Annotated in this window: 17 protein-coding genes and 4 tRNA genes; 6 read left to right on the top strand and 15 right to left on the bottom strand. The window is 44.9% G+C overall.

Annotated features, from left to right (window positions below; genetic code table 11):
- The first annotated feature begins 228 nt into the window (after positions 1–228).
- Positions 229–471 (top strand): DUF3624 domain-containing protein, encoded by a 243-nt coding sequence (locus tag SDEN_RS12305; protein ID WP_011496801.1) that lies wholly within the window; start codon positions 229–231, stop codon positions 469–471.
- Between the two features lie 1,387 nt (positions 472–1,858).
- Here SDEN_RS12305 and SDEN_RS12300 read toward each other — a convergent pair.
- The 6 genes from SDEN_RS12300 to SDEN_RS12275 form a co-directional block, all read right to left on the bottom strand.
- Positions 1,859–1,935, bottom strand: a tRNA-Met gene (locus tag SDEN_RS12300).
- A gap of 59 nt (positions 1,936–1,994) precedes the next feature.
- Positions 1,995–2,071, bottom strand: a tRNA-Met gene (locus tag SDEN_RS12295).
- Positions 2,072–2,117: 46 nt separating this feature from the next.
- Positions 2,118–2,194 (bottom strand) — tRNA-Met (locus SDEN_RS12290).
- 85 nt (positions 2,195–2,279) lie between these two features.
- Positions 2,280–2,356, bottom strand: a tRNA-Met gene (locus SDEN_RS12285).
- A 450-nt stretch (positions 2,357–2,806) separates the two neighbouring features.
- Entirely contained in the window at positions 2,807–3,874 is a 1,068-nt protein-coding gene (locus tag SDEN_RS12280; RefSeq protein WP_011496800.1) for a DUF3083 family protein, read from the bottom strand.
- 195 nt (positions 3,875–4,069) lie between these two features.
- The gene (locus tag SDEN_RS12275; protein WP_011496799.1) at positions 4,070–4,636 is read right to left on the bottom strand and encodes an arylesterase; all 567 of its coding nucleotides are present in this window, start codon (positions 4,634–4,636) and stop codon (positions 4,070–4,072) included.
- Positions 4,637–4,685: 49 nt separating this feature from the next.
- On the opposite strand from SDEN_RS12275, the gene SDEN_RS12270 reads away from it, so the two are divergent.
- The gene (locus tag SDEN_RS12270) at positions 4,686–5,435 is read left to right on the top strand and encodes an ABC transporter ATP-binding protein (RefSeq protein WP_011496798.1); all 750 of its coding nucleotides are present in this window, start codon (positions 4,686–4,688) and stop codon (positions 5,433–5,435) included.
- Positions 5,435–7,918, top strand: coding sequence for an ABC transporter permease (locus tag SDEN_RS12265; protein ID WP_011496797.1), 2,484 nt, complete (start codon positions 5,435–5,437; stop codon positions 7,916–7,918). Before SDEN_RS12270 ends, SDEN_RS12265 begins: the two co-directional genes overlap by 1 nt.
- A gap of 144 nt (positions 7,919–8,062) precedes the next feature.
- Here the strand turns inward: SDEN_RS12265 and SDEN_RS12260 are convergent, their stop codons facing one another.
- Positions 8,063–8,575, bottom strand: a complete 513-nt coding sequence (locus SDEN_RS12260; protein WP_011496796.1) for a lactoylglutathione lyase family protein — start codon at positions 8,573–8,575, stop codon at positions 8,063–8,065.
- 194 nt (positions 8,576–8,769) lie between these two features.
- On the opposite strand from SDEN_RS12260, the gene SDEN_RS12255 reads away from it, so the two are divergent.
- Positions 8,770–9,684, top strand: coding sequence for a LysR family transcriptional regulator (locus tag SDEN_RS12255; protein WP_011496795.1), 915 nt, complete (start codon positions 8,770–8,772; stop codon positions 9,682–9,684).
- A 52-nt stretch (positions 9,685–9,736) separates the two neighbouring features.
- Here the strand turns inward: SDEN_RS12255 and SDEN_RS12250 are convergent, their stop codons facing one another.
- The 3 genes from SDEN_RS12250 to folX all read right to left on the bottom strand — a co-directional run bounded on the left by SDEN_RS12250 (position 9,737) and on the right by folX (position 11,935).
- Positions 9,737–10,486: a LysE family translocator gene (locus tag SDEN_RS12250; protein WP_011496794.1), complete on the bottom strand. Its 750-nt coding sequence runs from the start codon at positions 10,484–10,486 to the stop codon at positions 9,737–9,739.
- A gap of 95 nt (positions 10,487–10,581) precedes the next feature.
- On the bottom strand, positions 10,582–11,475 hold the full coding sequence (locus SDEN_RS12245) for a TIGR01777 family oxidoreductase (protein WP_011496793.1): 894 nt from the start codon (positions 11,473–11,475) through the stop codon (positions 10,582–10,584).
- A gap of 91 nt (positions 11,476–11,566) precedes the next feature.
- Positions 11,567–11,935 carry a dihydroneopterin triphosphate 2'-epimerase gene (gene folX / locus SDEN_RS12240; protein WP_011496792.1) on the bottom strand — a complete coding sequence of 123 codons (369 nt, stop codon included), beginning with the start codon at positions 11,933–11,935 and terminating at the stop codon, positions 11,567–11,569.
- Between the two features lie 71 nt (positions 11,936–12,006).
- Between folX and SDEN_RS12235 the strand changes: the two genes are divergently transcribed.
- On the top strand, positions 12,007–13,227 hold the full coding sequence (locus SDEN_RS12235) for an AI-2E family transporter (RefSeq protein WP_011496791.1): 1,221 nt from the start codon (positions 12,007–12,009) through the stop codon (positions 13,225–13,227).
- Between the two features lie 95 nt (positions 13,228–13,322).
- Positions 13,323–14,240 carry a class I SAM-dependent methyltransferase gene (locus tag SDEN_RS12230; RefSeq protein ID WP_011496790.1) on the top strand — a complete coding sequence of 306 codons (918 nt, stop codon included), beginning with the start codon at positions 13,323–13,325 and terminating at the stop codon, positions 14,238–14,240.
- A 1,516-nt stretch (positions 14,241–15,756) separates the two neighbouring features.
- On the opposite strand, the gene SDEN_RS12225 is transcribed toward SDEN_RS12230, so the two are convergent.
- The 5 genes from SDEN_RS12225 to SDEN_RS12205 form a co-directional block, all read right to left on the bottom strand.
- Complete coding sequence (locus tag SDEN_RS12225; RefSeq protein WP_041405794.1) at positions 15,757–18,309, bottom strand: M1 family metallopeptidase; 2,553 nt, start codon at positions 18,307–18,309, stop codon at positions 15,757–15,759.
- A gap of 1,335 nt (positions 18,310–19,644) precedes the next feature.
- A complete protein-coding gene (locus SDEN_RS12220) occupies positions 19,645–19,971 on the bottom strand; it encodes a DUF3325 domain-containing protein (protein ID WP_011496788.1) in 327 nt (108 codons plus the stop codon).
- A 1-nt stretch (position 19,972) separates the two neighbouring features.
- Positions 19,973–21,697 (bottom strand): PepSY-associated TM helix domain-containing protein, encoded by a 1,725-nt coding sequence (locus SDEN_RS12215; protein ID WP_011496787.1) that lies wholly within the window; start codon positions 21,695–21,697, stop codon positions 19,973–19,975.
- 107 nt (positions 21,698–21,804) lie between these two features.
- On the bottom strand, positions 21,805–22,101 hold the full coding sequence (locus SDEN_RS12210; RefSeq protein ID WP_049763036.1) for a hypothetical protein: 297 nt from the start codon (positions 22,099–22,101) through the stop codon (positions 21,805–21,807).
- Positions 22,102–22,405: 304 nt separating this feature from the next.
- Positions 22,406–23,413, bottom strand: coding sequence for a D-alanine--D-alanine ligase (locus SDEN_RS12205; protein WP_011496785.1), 1,008 nt, complete (start codon positions 23,411–23,413; stop codon positions 22,406–22,408).
- Positions 23,414–23,454 lie beyond the last annotated feature (41 nt).

Raw genomic sequence — 23,454 nt, 5'->3', positions numbered from 1 at the left:
TGGCAAGGTCGGTATTTAAGTGGCTAAGATTATGATAGCTATATGTTAATCACTGAATTGATGCGACATAGAATAGAAATATAAAATGACAGTTCAATGAAGCCACTATTGCAGTTTTATGATCTGAAAGCGGGTAACGCAGAATATTTATGCACCTAATTGCTAAATGTTAATCGTTGAATGTTAAGTGCTATAAGTTAGACGGCTAATAAAAAGGGAGGAGGTTAGATGGCCTGTGGTGATTGTCAGCAATCTATTTTTTGGGAAAAACTTGGCCGCTGCACTCAGTGCATGTGGCAGTTAAGCGTGTTTTCAGTATTAGGCTGGAGTGCTTGGGGTTACTTTTATCGTGAAACTCCAACACAGGTTGAATCTATTGCATTGCTGTTTTTCTGCGTTGCCGCCAGCGGACTACTGCTCGCGCATCTGATCAAATACTGCTACTTAGCGCTCATCTCAAAGCAGTCATAAGCTAGCAATAGCTTTTCAGTAACAACATTGCGGGAGCCGGATTTGAAATAACTGCGACGACCTTCGACTCTTGTTTATAAAGAACTGAGTCCGACTAGCTATTGAGTTTCTGATTTTGCTACGAATATAAAAGAAGGGGTATATCTTTCGTTAATTGGTTGCGGGAGCCGGATTTGAAAGGACATCGACGACCTTCGACTCTTTGCGAATAGAGAGTTGAGCCCGATGAGCTGTGATATTTTTATATAAATTGGGAATTAATTTAAAAGGCAGTAGCGTAGGATATTTGAAATTATGTCGTTTTAATTTGGTTGCGGGAGCCAGATTTGAACTAACATCGCCGACCTTCGACTCTTTGTAAATAGAGAGTTGAGCCCGACGATCTATGATGTTTTTTTAATGTTTAACTTTGAGAATGTCTTTAGAGAAAGTACTTGAGTTTGTTGCTGTTAATTTGGTTGCGGGAGCCGGATTTGAAAGCACAGCGATGACCTTCGACTCTTTACTAATAAAGAGTTGAGCCCGACTAGCTATGATGTTTTTCTGTTAGGTTTTGAGGTTTTGAGGTTTTGAGGTTTTGAGGTTTTGAAAGGTATTTTTGTTTTAATTTGCCTGCGGGAGCCAGATTTGAACTAACATCGGCGACCTTCGACTCTTGTTTATAAAGAACTGAGCCCGACGATCTATGGCATTTTCTGTACGTAGGATATTTGAATTGATTTTGTTTTAATTTGGTTGCGGGAGCCGGATTTGAAATAACAGTGACGACCTTCGACTCTTTGTTAATAGAGAGTTGAGTCCGACGAGCTATCTTTCTGCTTCATCACATGTCCAAATAACGTTTTAATTGGTTGCGGGAGCCGGATTTGAAAGCACAGCGATGACCTTCGACTCATTGCGAATAGAGAGTTGAGTCCGACGAGCTATCTTTCTGCTTCATCACATGTCCAAATAACGTTTTAATTGGTTGCGGGAGCCGGATTTGAAATAACTGCGACGACCTTCGACTCTTTGCGAATAGAGAGTTGAGCCCGACGAGCTGTGATGTTTTTGATTTTGCTACGAATATAAAAGAAGGGGTATATCTTTCGTTAATTGGTTGCGGGAGCTGGATTTGAAAGCACAGCGATGACCTTCGACTATTTGGAAATAGAGAGTTGAGCCCGACTAGCTATAATGTTTTTCTGTTAGGTTTTGAAGGTTTTGAAGGTTTTGAAAGGTATTTTTGTTTTAATTGGTTGCGGGAGCCGGATTTGAAAGCACAGCGATGACCTTCGACTCATTGCGAATAGAGAGCTGAGCCCGATGAGCTGTGATATTTTTATATAAACTGGGAATTAAATTAAAAGGCAGTAGCGTAGGATATTTGAAATTATGTCGTTTTAATTGGTTGCGGGAGCCGGATTTGAACCGACGACCTTCGGGTTATGAGCCCGACGAGCTACCATACTGCTCCATCCCGCGTCCGAATTAAACGCTTTATTGCATTGTTGCATTGTTGCTTTTTCAAATAACGTTTTAATTGGTTGCGGGAGCCGGATTTGAACCGACGACCTTCGGGTTATGAGCCCGACGAGCTACCATACTGCTCCATCCCGCGTCCGAATTAAATTTGTAAGTCTGTAAAAAAAAAAGCTTGTGTAAAGTGGTTGCGGGAGCCGGATTTGAACCGACGACCTTCGGGTTATGAGCCCGACGAGCTACCATACTGCTCCATCCCGCGTCCGATTTTTACTGATAAAACCGTTACAGCTTCATCGACAAACATTTAACACTGACTTACAACACTTTGAAACTTAAACAAGAGATGGTTGCGGGAGCCGGATTTGAACCGACGACCTTCGGGTTATGAGCCCGACGAGCTACCATACTGCTCCATCCCGCGTCCGTCTTGTCTCTCAAAGCGGGGCAGACTATAACCATGTCATTAGTCCATTGCAAGCAATAAATGGTAACTAAGTTTCAGTTGCTGGATTTGTAATCGTATTGAGCCTGTATCGCGACTAGCAGACGCTTGAAGTGGATATTTGCTCAGGTTTTGCAAGTTAAGCCAAGATTATAACCTGATTTAAAAAAGCCTTACGTAGGGCTAAAGTCGTACTAAAGTTGAATTAAAATTACATCCCTAAGCTAATACCGAACTTAATCAGTATTGAGACTTGATAACGAATGCCATGATGGAGCAAAGATTCAACGTCCTTTTTAGCTGACTAACCTGTGGTTGTCCAATAAAAAACCAGTCGAAGATACGACTGGTTTTTTGTCTCAAACCTTAAGCCACTGGCTCCCTGAGTAAAATAATCACTCTAGGTCGCTCATGGTTAGTGCCTATGCATTATTTACTGTAGCTGATGTGCTGGTGGAAGCGCAAAATCATGTCCACTCGCTCTCTATCTAAATTCAGCGAGCTGGTGAAGCTTTGCAGGGCTTCTTCAACTTGATTCATGAAGCGGCCATAACCTTCATCGGTAACATCGCTTTTACTGGCGACTATGGCGAACTTGATTGAATCCACTAACTTGCTGCTATCCCAATGCGTGATGGGGGCCGGCGCCTCAGCGTTTGGATCGAAACCTATCATCTGAGATTCGGCTGTGGTCTGCAGTTTTTCATACTTACTGTTACGCACTAAAGGCGTTAACCCATTGGCGACCATGGCAACGCGGCTTAACTGCTTCGATTGCGCCGCATCAATGAATGCCTGGCTAATGGATTGATATAGATTGCCGTAGTCAGCATCTTGCGCCGCTTTGAACTGGGATAAAATCTGACGGTTTACAGGCATGCTGATAGTGACGTAGCAAAGTGCGCTGTGATTATCCGGCAGATTACACTCTCTGGCATGATAACGGCTGTCGATGGCTCTGAGTTTGTAACCATAGGTTTCTTTGTTGCCTTTGGCTTTAGCAAAAAAGTCATAGGACAAGTGCTGATGGTCTCGCACTTTAATCGGTACATTTTGCACCGGTAGCAAAGGTTTCAGCTGTTCAACAAAGTGCTGTACTTTAGCGTGGAATGCGGCTGAATTAACGCGAATGTCACCGCCCGTTGCAAGAAACACCACTCTAAACTTGCGCGCGGTGAAATCTGGTGTGGTGTGCAGTTGACGGGCTTCATGGTAAGCCGGATTGTAGAAAATCCTTAATTGCTCAGACGTTGGGAAACAATAGCTTTCACTGTGATAACGAACCACAGGCAGCTTATCATTAGCAATCACATGCACATTAATTAACTCATGTTCATCGGCAAGTTTAAAAACGATCTGACTTAAGGCTTCATAGCAACTTGGCGCATCCGGAAACGCCGCCAAGATTGCTTCGGTCAGGGGGAAACCGACTGTGATGTACTGGTTTTTACGTGCTGTAGTGGGTATGTAAACTTTCTTTTGACGACTGACTGACATGGTATTCCCTTATTATTCCTAGGAGTCTTGTGAATATTCTTGTTTTTGGCTTAACTTGCGATATCCCTACCAATAGTTAAGCGAAAGTTAGCTATTAGTTAAGCACTATCTTGTATAGGCTTATCTTAATCTAAATTGAGATAATTAAAATGCCCTAAATGGCAAATTCGCTAACTAGCTCACTATTCTATCTCACTAATTTAATGCGGTTTCAATCCATGGCTTCATCCATTGGCTGATTAAGGGCTGCGCCTTAGCATTGGGGTGAATGCCATCTCTTTGCATTAATTCCCTGTCTGGCGCTATTTGTGACATAAAAAACGGCGCTAAGGTGAGTGAATGCTCTTGAGCCAGTTGATGATAAACCTGATTAAAGGCTTTACTGTATCTAGGGCCGTAATTGGGCGGCACCCTAATTTCGGTTAATAGGACTTTGGCGCTATTTTCTTGAGCAAGCTCAACGATTTTTGTAAGATTTGATTTCAGCTGTGCGGGGGGGAACCCTCTGAGCCCATCATTACCACCGAGTTCAATCAGCACTAAGTCAATCTTGCTAGACGCCAGTAAACTCGGGAGTCTACGTAGGGCGCCCGCTGTGGTTTCACCACTGACAGAACCGTTGATCAGTGTATGTTGGCTTAAGTCCTGTTGTAACAATTGTACCCAACCTTGATGTTCATCTATGCCATATCCTGCACTTAAGCTATCACCTAAGACCAAAATCGTGGCAGCATAGCTGGGCGAACATAAGATAATCAGCATAAACGTTGCCTTAAGCAAACGTTTGAGCCAAGAAGAGAAAAAGGAACCTATGTCGACTAATACTGCTACTGCGTCAAATACCAATGCCATTTCCGTCACTGACCTCAATAAAACTGTGGTGACCCAAGAAGGGGAGCTCACTATCCTCAACGGCATTTCAATGGATGTCAAGCAAGGTGACAGTGTGGCCATATTAGGCCCCTCAGGTTCGGGTAAATCTACCTTGCTGGGATTACTGGCAGCCCTAGACACGCCAACGAGTGGTGAAATCTTTCTCGATGGTGTGGCCTTATCAAAACTTGACGAAGAGCAAAAGGCCGCGCTGCGTAAGCAAAAAGTGAGCTTTATTTTTCAATCCTTTATGTTAGTCGACACCTTAACGGCTCTTGAGAATGTCATGCTCCCAGCCGAGCTTGCAGGCGTTGTTGATGCCAAACAAAAAGCCCAAAACATGCTAGAAAGGGTAGGGCTCTCCCATAGATTAAGTCACCTTCCTAAACAGTTGTCTGGCGGCGAACAGCAAAGAGTTGCCATAGCAAGGGCCTTTATTTGTGAACCCAAGGTGTTATTTGCCGATGAGCCCACGGGCAATTTAGACAAGGCCAATGGCGATAAAATTGCCGATATGTTGTTTGAGCTAAACCAAGAAAGCGACACCACCTTAGTGTTAGTGACCCATGATTTAGCCTTGGCTAAACGCTGTCAGCGACAATTCTTGATGGACAACGGGGTGCTAACCGAAGCGGTGGCAGAAGGTCTGCCTAAAACCTTGGCCCCTCATTGCGAAGAGGTGAGCTAATGGAGTTTCAGCTAGCCTGGCGATTTTTTAAACGTGAGTTAACACAAGGGCAACTGCTGCTTATTGTATTAGCCATCACCTTGGCAGTGCTGTCGGTCACAGGGCTTGCGCGGGTGAGCGAGCGCTTACAAGTGGCCATCAATGGTGAAGCGGCAACCTTTATCGCCGCCGACAGAATTATTGACTCTCCCATAGCTCTTGATAACAAAATACTCGACATCGCCGCTAAACTCGGCTTGGCCCATGTGACCAATATGCAATTTAATTCCATGGTGTATGCCGGAGATAAATTTCAGTTAGTGACCATTAAAGCGGTGGGGCCCGCTTATCCGTTAAAGGGCGTGATTGAGCTGGCTTCTGGTGAAACTAAGGCCTTGCCACAATCGGGGGAGGCTTGGTTTGAGAATCGCCTTGGCGCGCTGCTTGAGAACCCGAAGTCAATTGAATTGGGTAATAGCGAACTTAAATTAACAGGCGAAATCAGTCGCTTACCCGATGGTGGCTTTAACCCCTTCGCCTCAGCCCCTGTGCTCTTGATTGCCCTTGAGGATGTTGATGCCACTGGGATTATTCAGCCGGGTAGCCGGGTGAGCTATTTGTATCAATTTACCGGTACGGCTTCGGCACTCAAGCAGTTTGAGGCAGAGGCAAAGCCCCTACTCAATAATAGCCAGCGCTGGGTTGATGTGCAGTCGGGAGACTCCCCCATAGCTTCTGCGGTGAAAAAAGCCGAGCGTTTTCTATTGCTTGCCAGTTTGTTAGGCATTGCCTTGGCCTGCGCCGCCATCGGGATTGCCGCCCAGCGTTATTGCCAAAGGCATTATGATGTGGTGGCCATGCTAAAAACCTTTGGCGCCTCGGCTAAGCAAATTCGACGCCTATTTGGTATACACCTATTATTAGTGACAGGGCTAGGAATTGGTCTAGGTCTAGTGGGGGGCTTGCTGCTGGATTTAGGCTTGACGGCCTTTTTACCCGCCGAAATTGCGGCCTATTCACCGCCTTACAGCCGTCCTATTCTCTTGGGCGTCAGCACTGGGCTTATCAGCGCCTTTATGTTCTCGGCCTATCCATTAATGCGTTTATTGGCCATTCCCCCCCTTAGGGTACTGCAGCGCCAGCTTGAAGGGCTGCAATTGGGTATGTGGCTGCATTTACTGCTGAGCTTAACCGCCATGGCATTACTGGGCTACCTCTATTCAGGCAGTATCCCTTTGACCTTAACTGTGGTCTTTACTGTGCTATTACTGGGCACGCTATTAAGCCTGCTTGGCTTTGCCATGATCCGCATGGGCCATAGTGTGGGGATGAAAACCACTAATCCACTGCAGTTGGCATTAGCAGGTCTTAGGCGCAGAGCCAGACAAAATGCGCTGCAACTGGTGGGCTTTAGCAGTGCACTTGTGCTGCTGTTGACTATATTGGCGCTGCGCCAAGACTTACTTAATGAGTGGCAAAAACAGCTGCCGGACAACGCCCCTAATTATTTCTTGGTTAACATAGCCCCAGAAGATGCTAAACCGCTTAATGATTTTATGAATGTTAACCAGATTGCTGCGACAGACATTTACCCTGTGATCCGTGGCCGCTTAACCCATGTGAATGATGAAGAGTTGATTTCCGACGAGCAGCAAAAACAGGGTGAGGCAGGCAGAGTCGGTATTTCAAGGGAGCTTAATCTCACCTATAGGGACAGTTTGCCTCCTAACAATAGCATCACAGCAGGGACCTTTAATCAGCGCGATGATGAGGTTTCGGTGGAGACGAAAGTTGCTGAACGCTTAGGACTTAACCTTAACGATACATTGACATTCACCATAGACAATCAGCTGGTTAAGGTGAAGGTTGCAAGCTTTAGAAAGGTGCAGTGGGAGACCCTGCAACCTAACTTCTTTATGATTTTCACCCCCAAGGCACTCGCCGATTTTTCCTATACCTCGATGGCAAGTTTTCATCTAGACGATGACAAACTTAAACAAGCGGGCAGTGAGCTGAGTGACAATGATGTGGTGCTGCAACTGATTAAACGCTTCCCAACCGTGTCTGTCATAGATGTGGGCGCCATGGTGGGGCAGTTAAGACAAATTATCGAGCAAGTGTCGTTATCTTTATCCTTAGTGCTGGCACTGGTGCTACTCGCCAGCGCCTTAGTACTGATAGCCCAAACTGAAGCCGGTATGGCCATGCGCCAGCGAGAGCTTGCTGTGCTGCGAACCTTTGGCGCATCGGGTTGGCTTTTGCGTTCGGCTACCGGGCTTGAGTTTGCCTTGCTTGGCGCCATCGCTGGTTTACTCGCCGTGATAGTGGCGGAATTTGCACTCTATATGCTGAAAACTCAAGTGTTTGAATTAGTGGTGTATATGCATTGGCCTTGGTGGGCAATAGCCCCATTAATGGGCGCCTTGATCGTGGCGTTTCTCGGGGTGTGGCGCTGTCGTCAGCTGCTTAATCAGTCCTGCGGCGAGTTATTAAAAGCCGGTTGATGGAAGCATTTTTCACTATTTTACTTCTACTTTGACATGACAGAATAAACTCCTTGTTACCCTTAACAAGGGGTTTTTAACTGCTAGCTGTGTCAATAAATCTGTCTAGCTTTATGCCTAACTCTATGCCTAAATGTAGAATGATTATTTATCGCTAGTGTAGGCGCCACTGGCATAATGTAATTCATAGCTGTGGCTATAAATTTCTAGGATATTGCCAAAGGGATCTTCCATGTAGATCATGCGGTATGGCTTCTCACCAGGGTAATAATAACGTGGCGCTTTCATGCGTTTTTTCCCCCCTGCGGCAACAATTTTTTCCGCCAATTCTTCAACGTTTGGATCTTGCACGCAGAAGTGGAAAATCCCCGTCTTCCAATATTCGAAATTATCTTTTGGGTTTTCTTGGTTAGTAAATTGAAATAACTCCACCCCAATGCGATCACCCGTTGATAGGTGAGCGATACGAAATGATCCCCAACCTACACCGAATACATCGGTACACATCTCGCCAATGGGACTCTCATCTTCAACAATTTCAGTGGGCTGCATAATTAAATACCAACCCAATACTTCAGTATAAAATTTAACTGCGGCCTCTAAATCCGGTACGGAAATACCAATGTGGGAAAAACTGCGTGGATAGGTCTGACTCATAATAACCTCGATAACATTTAGGTGAAGGTTGACTCATTCTGTTGCTTTAGCCTGAGTCGATGTAGCCAGTGTATGAGATCAAGCACCTTAAGTTAAATTATCAAAATAACTCATAATGATAATTTAAAATTATGATCATGCTGTTATGCTAATCATCCGTAATCCATAGTCATTTACCCCATTCGGAGGCCATCATGTTGAATCAGCAGTGGTTAACCACCTTTATCAAGTTGGTGGAGCTAGGTCACTTTACCCATACCGCCGAGCAGCTGTTTATGACTCAGTCTGGCGTCAGTCAGCAGATAAAGAAGCTCGAGCAACAAGCTGGCGCGCCATTGCTTAATCGTATCGGTAAGGGGTTTGAGCTCACGCAGGCAGGGATGGCATTATTGGCCCATGCACAAGCCTTAGTGCAACAACAAGCAGAGTTGCTGGCAAGCTTTCATCAGGACAATGCCTATAGCGGCGAATGCAAACTTGCCTGCTCAGGCTCGCTGGCCATGCTGATTTATCCAAAGTTAATCGATCGCCAGCTGCAATATCCAGAACTTAAGATGTCATTAGAAGCGGCGCCTAATCAGCGTATTATCGACAGAGTATTAGATAACAGTATCGATGTGGGCATTATTACCCAGGAGTTTGCTCACCCTGAGCTGAGTTTACGTTTGCTGGGCTCGCAGCGACTTTGTTTAGTGCTGCCAAACGTGTGGGAAGGCCGTTTACCTCGGCTCATTGAGTACAATTTTCTGACAGAGCTTGGAATGATAGATCATCCCGACGGGATGCATTATTGGCAGCATTTTGTGGAATGTCATTTCCCGCAGCATCTACCCCAGGCTAGCAAGATCAAGCGCTTGAGTTACGTAAATCAATTAAGTCAGATCCTATTGCCTGTGGCCAAAGGACTCGGTTTTGCTGTACTGCCTGAATTTGCGATAAAACAAGTGAGTGCGCGGGACGGCGTATTAGAGGGGTTATTCAGAGTGCCGGATGCGAGTTTATCGGCACATGTGGCCAGTGAGTCCTTGTATCTTATCCAAAAACGTCACCGGCCCCTGGCGCTGCGCTATCAAGAGATAATCACATTGATTAAGGGCTTAATCAGTTAATGGTGAACCGTTAACCAGTGATGCCATTTAAGCGACTTAACATCATTTAGACTTAGACACTGAATACCTGATAGAGAATCGCCAAGGCAACGCTGGTAAATAGCAGGCCCACTAAGGTGTCAATAAGTGGTGTTAGCCGAATAAGCTGTTGTTTAATTTTATCTTTAGTCAAGATGATGGCAAGAAAACTAAACCAGATTAATGACAAAATAAGCAATAACAGCACTAGCCCCAGCTTAGTACTTTGGCTCACCTCTGGTGTGACTAGGGCAGAGAATAAGGTCATAAAAAACACTAAGGCTTTAGGGTTGAGTAAATTGGTGTAAAGCCCTTTTAAAAATCCTTGCTGGTTAGTCAGCACTAATGTCGCAGTCTCTTGCGTTTTATTATTAACCCCTTGCTGCTCAATGGCTTGATTTTCAATGGGCGCTTCAGTAAATCCTTGATTGTTCATTGTCATAGACGCTGTTGTTTGAGCTAGGGCGGCATGACTTATTCGCTTCGCATTTAGGCTCTGCAGTACAGATTTTAATGCGCCAATACCCATCCAACCTAGGTAAGATGCCCCCACAAGTTGCACGATTAAATAGGCATAATGAGAACTTTGAATAAGTAAGCTCACGCCCGTAAGGCTCAGTAAGGTATGGGCTAATATGGCGACAGAAATCCCCGCGGCGCAGGCGAGGGCAACACTTCTGCATTGTTGGCTGGCAAGCTTGACCACTATGGCAAAATCAGGACCTGGGCTTACAAGCGCGACTAAGTGAATGATGCCTATGGTCCAAAGCAAAGATAAATCCATGAATCCTACTCACAATTTAAACAGTATAAGTCACCTCATTCTGCTCAGCTTTTAAGGGTTATGCCAGTAAAATTTTTGGTGTTTTCAACAAACCTTTAATCAGGGTAAATATCCTTAAGCGCCTGTTCAAGTTGACCGTATTTAAAATTAAATCCGGCTTCTAAGGCGCGTTTTGGCAATACGTATTGCCCTTGAGTCATCAGCTGCGCCATTTCGCCGAACAGTATATTCAAGGCCCATGTGGGCATGGTGAGGTTTGCAGGACGATTAACCGCCTGACCTAAGGCTTGAGAAAACGCTTTGTTGCTCACAGGATTGGGGCTGGTGGCATTGAAAATACCGTGCACGGCAGGGTTTTTTATCATGAAATGAATAAGCTTGATTAAGTCGTCTAAATGGATCCAACTCATGCCTTGCTCGCCATTGCCGATTGGGCCACCTAAACCGAGGTGAAAAGGCATGACCATCTTTTTCAGTGCACCGCCATGCTGACCAAGTACTATGCCGGTTCTTAAGACACACACCCGAGTCTTATCTGATTGCGCCTGAATGGCAAGCCCTTCCCAGGTCGAGCAGACTTGGTGGCTAAATTCATTTTTAGGCGGGGTATGCTCATCGACCATTTCATCGCCATGATCACCATAAAAACCCACGGCAGAGGCACTAATAAAGCAGCTTGGCGGGGTTTTACTGTCTTGAATAAGGGCGGTGATTTTAGCTGTGATGTCCCAGCGGCTATGACAAATCTCGTGCTTTTGCTTATCGCTCCAGCGTTTGGCAATAATGGGCTCACCGGCTAAATTAATAACAAGATCAAAGCCATTGAGATGGGTTAAGCCCTGTAGACTGTCGATATACTCATGACCATTTCCCAGTCGCTTGCTGGTTTTACGTTTGTTTCTTGTCACTATGGTCAAGTGGTGGCTTTTAAGAGAGGCCACCAACGCTTGACCGATAAAACCGCTACCACCGGTAATGAGTATATTCATAGTATTTTGCTACTCCGCCTAGAGATTTTCCTAAGGTTTTGACCCGTTAACTATAGGCAGAATTTAGTGCAAAGCGCCATTATTGTGGTTTTTACTGTGGTTTTTGGTAGCACAACTCCATGGATACCGAATCGGCAAAGCGCAGCGCGTGGGGCTTATCGATTTCGACACTAGCAAATTCGACCCAGGGATGCTCACTGGCGATGGCCAAGGTTTGATTGGTGAGGTTTTCTAATAATGAAAAACGATTATCTTCGATTAAGCTAATGATTTTCTTTGTAATGGTGCGATAATTAAGCGCATCGGCGACATTATCGCTATTGCGTGCCTTGATGGCGCAATAATGGATCACCACATTGACTATGATGTCTTGCTTATTTTGAATTTCATCTTCTTTAATGCCGATAAATGTGCGTAATCTCAGATTTTTAATGCGTATAATGGCGGTTTCTGGTTTCATAGTCGCTGGGTTATTCCGTCTTTTAATTACAAGTTTTTCTTAGCCTAACAATAATCGAAAGGATTTCCTATATGGACAAGTTAACTTCCTCATCCATGGCATTAAGAACCACGGTGATTTTAGCCGCCTTGGTTGTCATCTTAGCGGGGATAAAAGCGGCCAGTCCCATAGTGGTGCCTTTCGTGTTGTCGGCATTTCTAGCGGTGATTTGTAACCCCGCCATCGTATTAATGACCCGTTGCCGTTTGCCGAAATGGCTGGCGGTGATGCTGCTGATGGCTTTTATTGTCTTGATGGGACTGTGGCTGACCAGTTTAGTGGGCCGTTCTGTGAATGAATTTTCGACCCAAATCCCAGTATATCGTCAGCAGTTAATCGAGCAGTTTTCTTGGATAATTGAGCGCTTGCAAGGTTTTAATATTCAAATTTCTCAGCAAAAAGTACTGGATTATTTCGACCCAGGGATGGCGCTGTCCATGACCACGAACATGCTTTCCGGTGTGGGCAATGTGATGGCTAACCTGTTCCTTATTATCCTCACCATAGTCTTTATGTTGTTTGAGGCGCAATCCTTGCCGAAGAAAGTCCATCTGGCGATGGACGATCCAGACATGCGCCTAAAGCAGATTGACCGTTTCTTGCAGTCGGTTAATCAATACATGGTGATCAAAACCTTAGTGAGTCTTGCCACGGCGTTTATTGTGGGCTTAGGCTTGAGCATAATAGGGGTGGATTATGCGCTGCTGTGGGCAGTGCTAGCGTTCCTGTTTAATTACATTCCCAATATCGGCTCCATTATTGCCGCCATTCCCGCAGTACTCTTAGCATTAATTCAATTGGGCCCAGCGGCGGCAGGCGGCACGGCGTTGCTGTATTTAGGCACTAACATGGTGATGGGCAATGTGGTCGAGCCTAAATTTATGGGTAAGGGCTTAGGCCTGTCGACCTTAGTGGTGTTCTTGTCGTTGATTTTCTGGGGTTGGCTCTTGGGCTCTGTGGGCATGCTATTGTCTGTGCCCTTAACCATGATAGTAAAAATTGGCCTAGAATCGAGCAAGGGCGGCAGCTGGCTGGCGATATTGTTGGCGGATGACGCTGAGCTCGATATGGGTAATGAGGTTCAATCCCCTCCAGCGCTCACCAGTGGATTAAATGCTGAATTAGCGGATGAGTCAGGCAGAGAGTCATTGGATGATGAAGGCACTGCTTTAGGAATAGACAAAGCCACAGACTCAGACTCAGACAATAAAGCCACAACAGATGAAGCCACAGAAGCCAAATCACAACCATAAAATCAAACACGTAAATCAAACAAGTAAGCCAAACACGTAAACCACACAAGTTAAACGATAGTTTATACAGTAATCAATTGAAAAATAGAGTAATAATGAATAACAAACCCTTGTTACCCCTGCATCAAACGAGCGAGTTAGGCGCAGATATTTGCCGTATTTTCCATGGCCGAGGCGGCCTGCATCCAGGTTTTGAGCACTTGTGCCTGGATTGGTACAACCCAGTGCTGCTGCTCACTAGCTTTAAGGTCTTAAGTGACGATGAACTGGCAAGCCTAGTGGCTCAGATTGAGGCATTCTGGGGGCAGTGCGTTCGCGCCCATGCGCTTAATTTGGTGTATCAATACCGCAGTGGCGGCGAGACTGTGACTGAGCTGCTGCGCGGCGCAGTGCCTGAGCAACACTATGTAAGCGAAAACGGCGCTAAGTTTGTTATCCACTTGCTTAAAGGGCAAAACCACGGCTTGTTTTTAGACATGGCTAACGGCAGAACCTGGGTTAAAGCTCATGCCAAGCATAAGAAAGTGCTCAATCTTTTCGCTTATACCTGCGGCTTTTCTGTGATGGCCTTGCAGGGCGGCGCCGATGAAGTGGTCAATATCGACATGAGCAAAGGGGCTTTGAGTATAGGCAAGCAGAATCATCTGCTTAATGGCCTGGGCTCGGGGGCACGCTTTTTAGGTCATGATATTTTCAAATCTTGGGGCAAGCTCACTAAGCTTGGCCCCTATGAGATGATCATCGCCGATCCACCCAGTAACCAGAAGGGCAGCTTCGTAGCCACCAAAGATTATGTGCGTTTACTGCGCCGTTTACCTGAATTACTCGCCCCAGGCGGGGATTTACTCTTGTGCCTCAATGCCCCAGAGCTAGGCTGTGATTTCCTGATGGCACAGGTGGCCGAAACCGCGCCCGAGCTTAACTACCTTGAGCGCCTCGCTAACCCTAGCGTGTTTGCCGATATAGACGAACAGAAGTCATTGAAAGTGCTGCGTTACACCAAAGCGGGTTGATCTCTGACTCAAGCCGTTCCAGCGAAGCGCTGGAACGGCAAGCTTTGCTTTATTTCACAGACTCTACAGCTTCATAAGCGCTAAAATGTCTTAATGATGAGTAGTATTGTACCTATTCAGCAATGAGAACAGTCTCGCTCAGATGTTCACGCTACGACACGCAGCACTTCTTTTGAATAACAAGGTCCTTGGCTCTTGATTTGAACAAAAGTCGGCCATCCCGTCTGATGTGAAAGGAATCACAAATGCCACGATGGCATGGTCAATGATGTTCCCTACATCATAATGACATTTACCATATCCTTATGGGTCAGACGCCAGAGAGTGGCCATGGGATGGACGGTCGTCTCGCAAACTCTCAGGACACCTTCTTAGCATTCGTGCAATCTGTTAGCTCTTAAAATCTAGTCCAATGCCTATGTTAAACCTAACAGTACACTCCCAGGTTGCACCCATTACCCTCGAAGTTGCCGAAATACGATGATTAAAATACCGTGCAACTATCAGGGCCACTCTCATCCATCCGTGGATTGCATGGCATTCAGGCATCCTGCCTATCAGAAATGGTTAAGGCTCGTTGGGCACAGGGGCGAATAAAAATCTACGATTTTTAGCTTATGAGCGAGAGATAGGGTCAATGATGTTCCTGACATCACAATGACATTTCCCATATCCTTATGGGTCAGATACCGAACTGGAATGCTTTACATGGATGTAAAGCGTGCCGTCGAGCCGTTAGGTATTTTTATATTAGTTGAGGCATCTCGAAATCAAGAGTACTTCGCGGGCGGCACAGGGGACCCTCGCAATAGATAGTAAGAGGGGAGAATGCTGTTGTTTTCCCCTCTTGGCCACTCTTATATATGAGCTGGGGGGAGTGGAACCCTGCGTCTTTGTTCCAAACGGTGAATAATCACCTTTGGTGATTGTGCTTATGAGCGAGAGGCTAGGATGCCGAACTGGATTTTTAATATGGATGTTATTGTTTGGACATTCATTATCTCACTTTGGGGGCATAAATGAGTTAACTCGAACATACAGGCTTTCCATGACCCATTTGTTTAACTAAAAGTCTCGTCGACACGCCAACTTCTGTGAGTTCAAGACCCATAAACCTGTCACTGAAATTTTTGCATACAGGTTTGCCATGGCATTCACTCGTCGACACGCCGTAAACTCGTCCATGAGGGCTCGAACATCCCGTCCATGGGATGGACGGTCTTCTCGCAAACACTCATGGTTCACCTTTTTAGCATTAGTGTAACTAGTTGACTTAAAAGGCAACACTCAAAATTTAACAATGGGTGCCACCGTTAAATTCTGAAAGGCAACACTCAAAATTTAACAATGGGTGCCACCGTTAAATTACCACCGTTAAATTCTGTTAAATTCTCTCAAGCTGCTTTATGCGGGTAAGTTGAAGGTCTCTGAGCGCTGGGCTCACCCTGTACAGAATTATGAACACCCTCACGAGTTGTTTCACGCTAAATTCAAGTGCCACAAGGGCCCTTGATTATTACTGCTTAGTGTTAATTGTGGATATTCGCTCATGAATGCTCGCCAGCTTATTTTTAGCCTCTGCCGCGCACTCATTTATATTACTTAAAACTGTCGTTAATTTCTCAGTTAAACCGTCTATGTTTTTCCAACCAGAAAATGTCGTTTTAACCGACGTAGCTTCCTTCTCAGAGCAAGCTGTTATAACGTTATATACAAACCACTGGGCATCAGCTTCGGGAATTCGCTTTAGTATTCTGTCTTTATTTTTTACGAAATACTGTGCGACAAAATCGCTTAGCGCTGGTTGAAAAGATGGGTACTGAAAGCGATAGTCAATAGTCAATTCTTTAGTCGCATCACTCAACAAGAATTCATAAAACTGTTCCACTTGATGCTTTTTATTTGTATAACCTAACGCATCTAGAACGCTTTCTTTATAAGAAGTGTCCCCTTTGAAAAATAAATCTAATAATGCTTTATACTCGCTATCGGTTGCATTGGCTGCAAGCACTCTTAGAATTTCTAGGCGATGCTTTGCGTCTTGAAGCTTGTTTTCATTTAATTGCTTTTTAGCCAGAGTAATAACAGCCTCATTATCTAAATAGACTCCATAAAATTCTATCCAAAACCCTCCGTTATCCTGGTCTAAAATATCATTCCATTGAATATCCTTTGGTAGTTGGCTCGTTAGGAAATTAGCGTAATCTAAGCGTAAATCTTCGGGAACAAATTCGACAAACGAATAGATAAGACTGTATAAAGCTTGTTCAGATTCGATGCTGTCTCTGGGCAATGTATTCAAGGTATGTATTAACGTATCAACGTATTTCATATAGTCAATGCGCCCAGACTTAGCTAAACCTTCGTTGTTTTCCATGAAGGATAAGCGCTCTGCATCATTGAGTACGTTTATCGGAAAAGGGTTATTGCCTGATTCGTCTATGTGCCTGAAATACCCCACGCCGTTAGCACCTATGAAGACACTCGCATCTCCTGTAACTCCATCAAGACGCATTTCTTCACTATTTAAAATAACAGTCTGATTGGATACTGATTTTCCATCCCATATTTTTAATGACAGTGGTACTGTCCAGCGCTTAACGTCATCAAAGTAGTTTTCTTGCTTTAGGTAAAGCGCATTTTCTTTTTTGTAAATTGTAATGAGTGGGTAAGCTGATTGATTCAAGAATGAATCGAACATGTTTGAAACATAGACGAATTCGCTAAAGTAATGAGTAAATTGTTCAAGTGATGTGTTGCCGCCCTTTAGGTCTTGCGCATATAGCCGAATTCGTTTTTTGAATTCTGGCTCACCTGTAGCCTGCTCAAGCATTTGTAGAACAGAAAACCCCTTGGTGTAAACCAACTGACCTATAGACTCATTTTCGCCTTTATGCTTAACAAAATAGCGCAGAGTAGTTTGATTATTATTGTCATCAGCAAACGCCTCAGATTGAGGTGTGTATGTGCATTGTGCTGTTTCGGGATAGTGAGCCTGAACCACTTTGGCAGCAAACATTTCGCTGAACGACTCATTCATCCAATACTCGTTATACCATTGCATCGTAATATCGTTACCAAACCACATGTGCGCAATTTCATGGGCGATTAATTTTCGAAACTCACACAAATCAGAACTACTAGGATTGTTGGGTGGCAATTCGCTGGGGTTGAGCGTGATAAGGCCGACATTTTCCATAGCTGCGCCACCAGACGGTGAAATGAAAAAATCTAACTTGTCATAAGACAAAGGGTATTTAAGATAATCAGAAATGTAGTTCACACTATTATTTATCAGCGCAGACATGTCATCATTAATCGAATAAACCAGACCTTTGGGTGCATAAATTGTCGAATTTAGCGCAGTTTTTTGCAGAACATTCTCGTCAAACTCTCCCACCGCCAGCGCTAATACATCTGAATACATTTTTTCTGTTTTAGTAAATTGAATCACTTTTTTGTCGCCATCAACCTTGCTTGATTCAGGGTGAGTGTTATGCAGCGCATCAAGATGCGCTGGAATAGTAAGTGTGAACTGGAATTCGGCCTTTTTACTCGGATCATCAAAGCTAGGAAAAACTGTTCGGGCTTCCATCGGCTGAAATTGTGAATGGATATAGGCTGATTCAACATTTTTTCGTTGAACAAACAAACCTGTTGAATGCTCTGAAAATTGGCCTTGATAAGTAATTTTAAGACTTACTTTACCTGATATTTCATCGGCAAGTATGTGACGCACAATATCGTATTCATCGGGATTAGCAATTTGGAGTGACGAGGGCTTACCATTGACCGTTAGTACAACCGATTCAATAACAAGATTGTGGCTGTGGTATGAGACAACATTAGTCGGTGATTTAATGTTTAACGATAAATTTGTTTCCCCACTGAATATGACTTTATTAGGGTCAAGCGTTAACGCTACAGATTGCTCCAGCAACGTTATATCTGGCGGTAATCGATACTCTTGTGCATCAATAGACAAGCACGAAAGTGAGAAAAATAAAGTGGCAATACGGATGATACCAACAAGCCTGATTGTTAGTGACTTAGTTATATTAAAATTCAAATTTATTAGTTCCATTATTATAGAAATTTAATACGAATATCACATTGAAAAATGGGGGGTAACCACCCCCATTCTGACCCAGCGTAGATTTTTCGATGGTGTATATACCGAGAATAAATATGGTAAAACGTGTTTAGATGAGAAATATATCTGTCTCTCATCTGAGTATAGGGAAAATAAAGCATATTCCTGTTCTATGCAACGGGTACTGTTTTTATTAATTTTATGTGCTTCGAGCGTTCAACCACCATTCAACAAAAGATTGCTTGTTGCGCAAGCTTCTCAAATAATTTCGAACAGCGTAAGACGGTTTTGGCCGAGAAGCAGGCAGCTGGAATATGTTGTTATATGACTGGTGAGCTCAATTGAGTCATTCACCTAAAAGGTTTTGGGGCAGAAACAAGTTAGCTGAAACTTTGCCATACTGTCTCAAAATTAAGTGTCCGATGGAATTAGACCAAAACAAAGCGTCATGATCCACCTTTTCGGTTTTTGTGTGCCCTTTAGCCTTAAAAGATTACCAACCTGACTTTAGCGATCGATAAGCATCCACCGCGATCAGATTTAACACGTTTTTGGACAAAAGCGTGTTTTGGGGGTTAATTTTAGCAAGTATTTAAGACGTCCAAACTTCGTTTGGATTAACGTCGTGGGTCTTCAACCCACACCCGACCAATAGGGAAAGTTCAACAGCAAACCCTCCCTCTTGGAGCTCCCTCCGTGCCACCCCGACGAAGTTGTTCTTCCTCATATTCAAGTAAAAATACCTAACGGCACGACAGTACGTCCATGTACTAACGCGCCTTAACCATCATCCCTGATGGTTACACGGTATTTTTACGTGAATATTTCGGCAACTTCGAGGGGAGTTGATGCAACCTGTGAGTGTACTGTTAAGGTTAGCATAGCTATGGTTCTAGATTTTTAAGAGCGAGAAGATCACACCTAAATATATAAGGTGAGCCATGAGTATTTGCGAGCCGACCGTCCGCCCCATGGACGGGGCGGCCGAGCATCCAAGGACGGACTTGCTGCGTGTCGGTGAGCGAATGCTATGGTAAGCCTGTATGCGGGACTTCAGTGACCGACGTTTGATGCTTAACGATTTAGCACCAATTATCTGACACGTTTTTGGACAAAAATGTGTCAGCACTTAATAATCATGCACATGCAGAAACAAGCAGGTTGTAGATCTTATTGGCAACACAGCCGCTAATGACAGGCTGTCGGACTAAATCATTTGAGACGTTAGCCCAATGGCCGACTTCACCTTGCCATTACTCAAATACTCAAATACTCAATTACTCAATTGCTTAGTCCATAATCGAGGCTTGTTTACATAGCCTTGAGTGCATCAAGGCTTACAAAGACCAAGGACAGCAGCATCAAACTGGGTAGCTGTTTGGGTTTGTAGTTGAGGCTCAATACCACAAGTAGCGCTGCAAGGGTGCACAGTCCCATGTAGATCACACTGCCGTAGGCTACACCCTGAGTGTTGATACACACAGCATAACCTAGACATAAGCTGCCCCAAGCTAAAAGACGTAATCCATTAGACCATAGTGGTTTAATAGGCCTAGCGAATACGTCTCTAAAATTGCCAAACATGGCAAGGGCGAAGCAGCAAAACGTCAAGTAGCAGGCAAAGAATAGGCTTAACATGTTACTGACCTCCTTGGGCGGCGGTGCTGATGTTCACATCTTTACTCGACGTATTTTGGGCGTTTATTTTATTTACATTGCGCATTTTCTTAGTGTTGTTGACCGTTGCTGCGGCTTTGTTGTGGCATTTGATTGCTGCAAAACCTAGTGCGAGAGCGAAAATGAGGCTCATCAGATCGAAACCTACTAACACCCATTGCCCGGTGGCGATATTATCGAAAAGGTGTTGGCTTGAGGTAAAACCATTGAGTAGTGGCAACATGGCAAAGGCCAGTGCAGCCAAGGCAAATATAGCGCGCCACATGTGAAGCCCTGTGCTAATCAGGGCGCACAAGCCAACCATGGCGAGGCTGATAAAAAAGCTATCAACTTCTAATTGCGCTCGGCCTTCAAGCTGCGGGGCAAGTAAGCGATTCGCATAGAAAAAAGCAGCTGTGCCAAGGGGCAGGCCGGCTATAAAGGTTAAGTTTAACCCTTCAACTAAGCGCAGCCCTAAGCTGGCTTTTTGGCCTTGGGCCATGTTCTTAGCTTGTTTCTGGCGGATTTTCACTGCCCAAAGCACAGTACCTGTGGCTATCATGGCGCAGCCCATCAGGCCGAAAATAAAGAATATTATTCGAAGTACGGGCTCAGAGAAGCGCGCGGTATGCAGCGCCATAAAGGTGTCATGGGTCGCCTTGCTGCCTGACACTTCCTCTAGTGGCTGGCTAATGAGCTCACCAGTAAAGGGATTGAGAACCCAAGGAATACGCTTATCTGTGACTTCTTCGGCAAGATCGGCGTAAACGTTAACTTTGGCATCTGGGCTTTGGGGCTGGCTTATGACTATTTGCTTGATGGGCTTATGGGCTAAGTGTCGCTCAATCGATGGCAATAGCTCGCTTAATACATAACTTTGGTCCACTTGTTGACGGTTAAGCTGCGCTGAATTTACATCTTCTGAGCCTAAGTTTATTGGCTCAAAGGTTTGCACTTGCTCGCTGGCGGCTTGGCTTCTGAATGCTCGCACTTTCTCATTGCTATCTTTGCCATCGAAGGCTGTCATTATTCCCCAAGGCATAAACATCATCATAAAGGTCACAAGGCCGGTGTAGGTGATCATCAAGTGATAAGGCAGTGCCAGTACGGCGGTGACATTATGACCATCGAGCCAAGAGCGCGGCCCTTTGTTGGCCCTAAAGCTAAAGAAGTCTTTAAAGATACGTTTATGGATAACAATACCGCTGAGCAGCGCCAACAGCATAAATAAGCTGCACAGACCCACCAGCCAGCGGGCGGCAATCACAGGGAGATAGTGTAAGTCGAAATGTAAACGGTAGAAGAAATCACCACCACGGGAGCTGCGCTTATCAGCGATGACAGTCTGATTGTCATCGCTAAGGACCTCCTCGATTAATGTTCCTCTTTGCCCAGGTTCTGGGGCGAGCTCCTGCCAGGCATAACTTAAGTAAGGATGGCGACTGCTTGGCAGAAAGATAAACCAGCTATCGGCATTGGCGGCTTTTTGTTGCAGCAATTGCTGCACTTTATCCAGTTGTGGCTTGAGGTTTTGCGGCGTTTGCTGCTGCAATACCCCTTGATGAAGCTCAGGCGCTGTCCAGATTGAAATATCATGGCGAAAATAGCTTAAGCTTCCTGCATAGAAAATAATTAATAACACCCAGCAAACTAACAGTCCAACCCAAGTGTGCAGCCAAGTCATGGAACGAAAAAAAGTGTCTTTCATAATTAATCTCTTAACCCGAATTGAGGTTAATGAACCTATCAAGGGAGCACTAAAGCATTGCTAACAGCCTATTAGCGATTATTTAGCCCTGAACTAACAGCGATGTACTAATAGCGATGAATTAGCAGCGCCAAAACAGAAAAGCTGCCACCAAGTAGCAATACAAGCGCCCAAGCAAGGGCGACGCGTTTAACGCTAAATACCCAGATGGCAAACAGGGCATAGATAATAAAGGCGCTCATCATTGCCACTAGGCTGCTGTCGGTGGCGGGCAGGGGCAATGCCACCGCCATGAGTGCACTCGCAGATGCCGCGACAAAATAACCACCAAAGAGCGCCGCCATGGTGCGCAGCAACAAAGATAATTGAGAAGAAAACAGCAGTTGCCGCCATGAAATAGACATCAATGACACAGAGCAGGACCTAAGGCTAAAAATGACAAGCCAATATTCTACAGCAATAACATTAATTGAGAACTGTTTTTATTCGTATTCATTTTGTTGGGCGCACTTTTATTACAGATGTGCTCGCTTGGGGGGGCATGTGGTACTTTGCTTTGGCTTATCAAGATTTAAAAGAAAGAATAAAGAAAAAAACGCCAGTCTCATTATGACTTGAGACTGGCGTTGGGTTGTTTTCTAAAACTTGGCTTTGAGCTGATCCTGAGCTAATTGTTAACTTAGCCCGCGCAGAGGCAGGCTTGCACAGTTAACGGCCGAGTTGCTGGCTTATCACATCGCTCAAGTATTCAGTGAAGTCATGACCATGATTTTGCAGCATCTTAGGGAACATGGATATAGGCGTTAACCCAGGGAAGGTATTGATTTCATTTAGTAATATTTCATCATCTTGAGTTAAGAAAAAATCAATGCGAGATAAATGACGCAGCTTCATGCCTTTAAATGCCTTGATGGCATAGTCTTGGATCTGCAGGCATAATTTTGGCGATAAATTGCTGGCGACCACATCGGTGCGCGCCTTGGAGTCTTTGGCGTATTTTTCATCGAAACTATAAAACTTATTGGTGTCACAGATGATTTCACCGGGCAAGGTGGCGATGATGTCGCCCTGATATTCATATACTGCCACTTCAAGCTCACGGGCTTTAATGGTCTTCTCTACCACCACATAAGGCGCATAGCCGAAGGCCTCTTCCAGTACCTTGGCGATATTGTCACGTACATCGACCTTGTAGCAGCCCACAGATGAGCCTTGAGAGGCGGCTTTGATAAACACTGAGCCCCAAGTGTCGAAGGCGGCTTGGGTTTGGGCAATGGCTTCTTGGTCAAATTGATGCAAGAAAATGTACGGAGTATTGGGTACACCTAAGGCACTGAACCACATCTTGGCGGTGATCTTATTGAAACAATTACTTGAGGCTTCAGACTCACAGCCAAAATAGGGCAGTTGAATTAAGTTGAAGTAAGACTGTATGTCGCCAGTTTCACCGGGAAAACCATGAATACAGGGGATAACATAATCCACCGCCCAAGGTGCGATACTGGGGTCTTCGAAGCGGATCTCGCGACGATTGGTGAGGGAGCATAAGTTGCCGTCTTGAGTGTGATATCGACCCTGTTTATCTAAGGTGAGTGTAAGCACAGAAAATTGGTCAGATTTGGCTAAGGAAGTTTCAAAAAAACGCGCCGACATCAATGAAATATCGTGTTCTGCGCCGCCGCCACCACAAAGTAGCAACACATTAATCTTAGCCATGATAACTCCTAAAAAGTAAAAACTAGGGCCAGAAAAAGCCA

This window comes from Shewanella denitrificans OS217 (genome assembly GCF_000013765.1).
Classification (GTDB): Bacteria; Pseudomonadota; Gammaproteobacteria; order Enterobacterales; family Shewanellaceae; genus Shewanella; species Shewanella denitrificans.
Note: the sequence above shows the minus strand (reverse complement) of the source record. Positions and strands in the feature narration are given on the sequence as shown.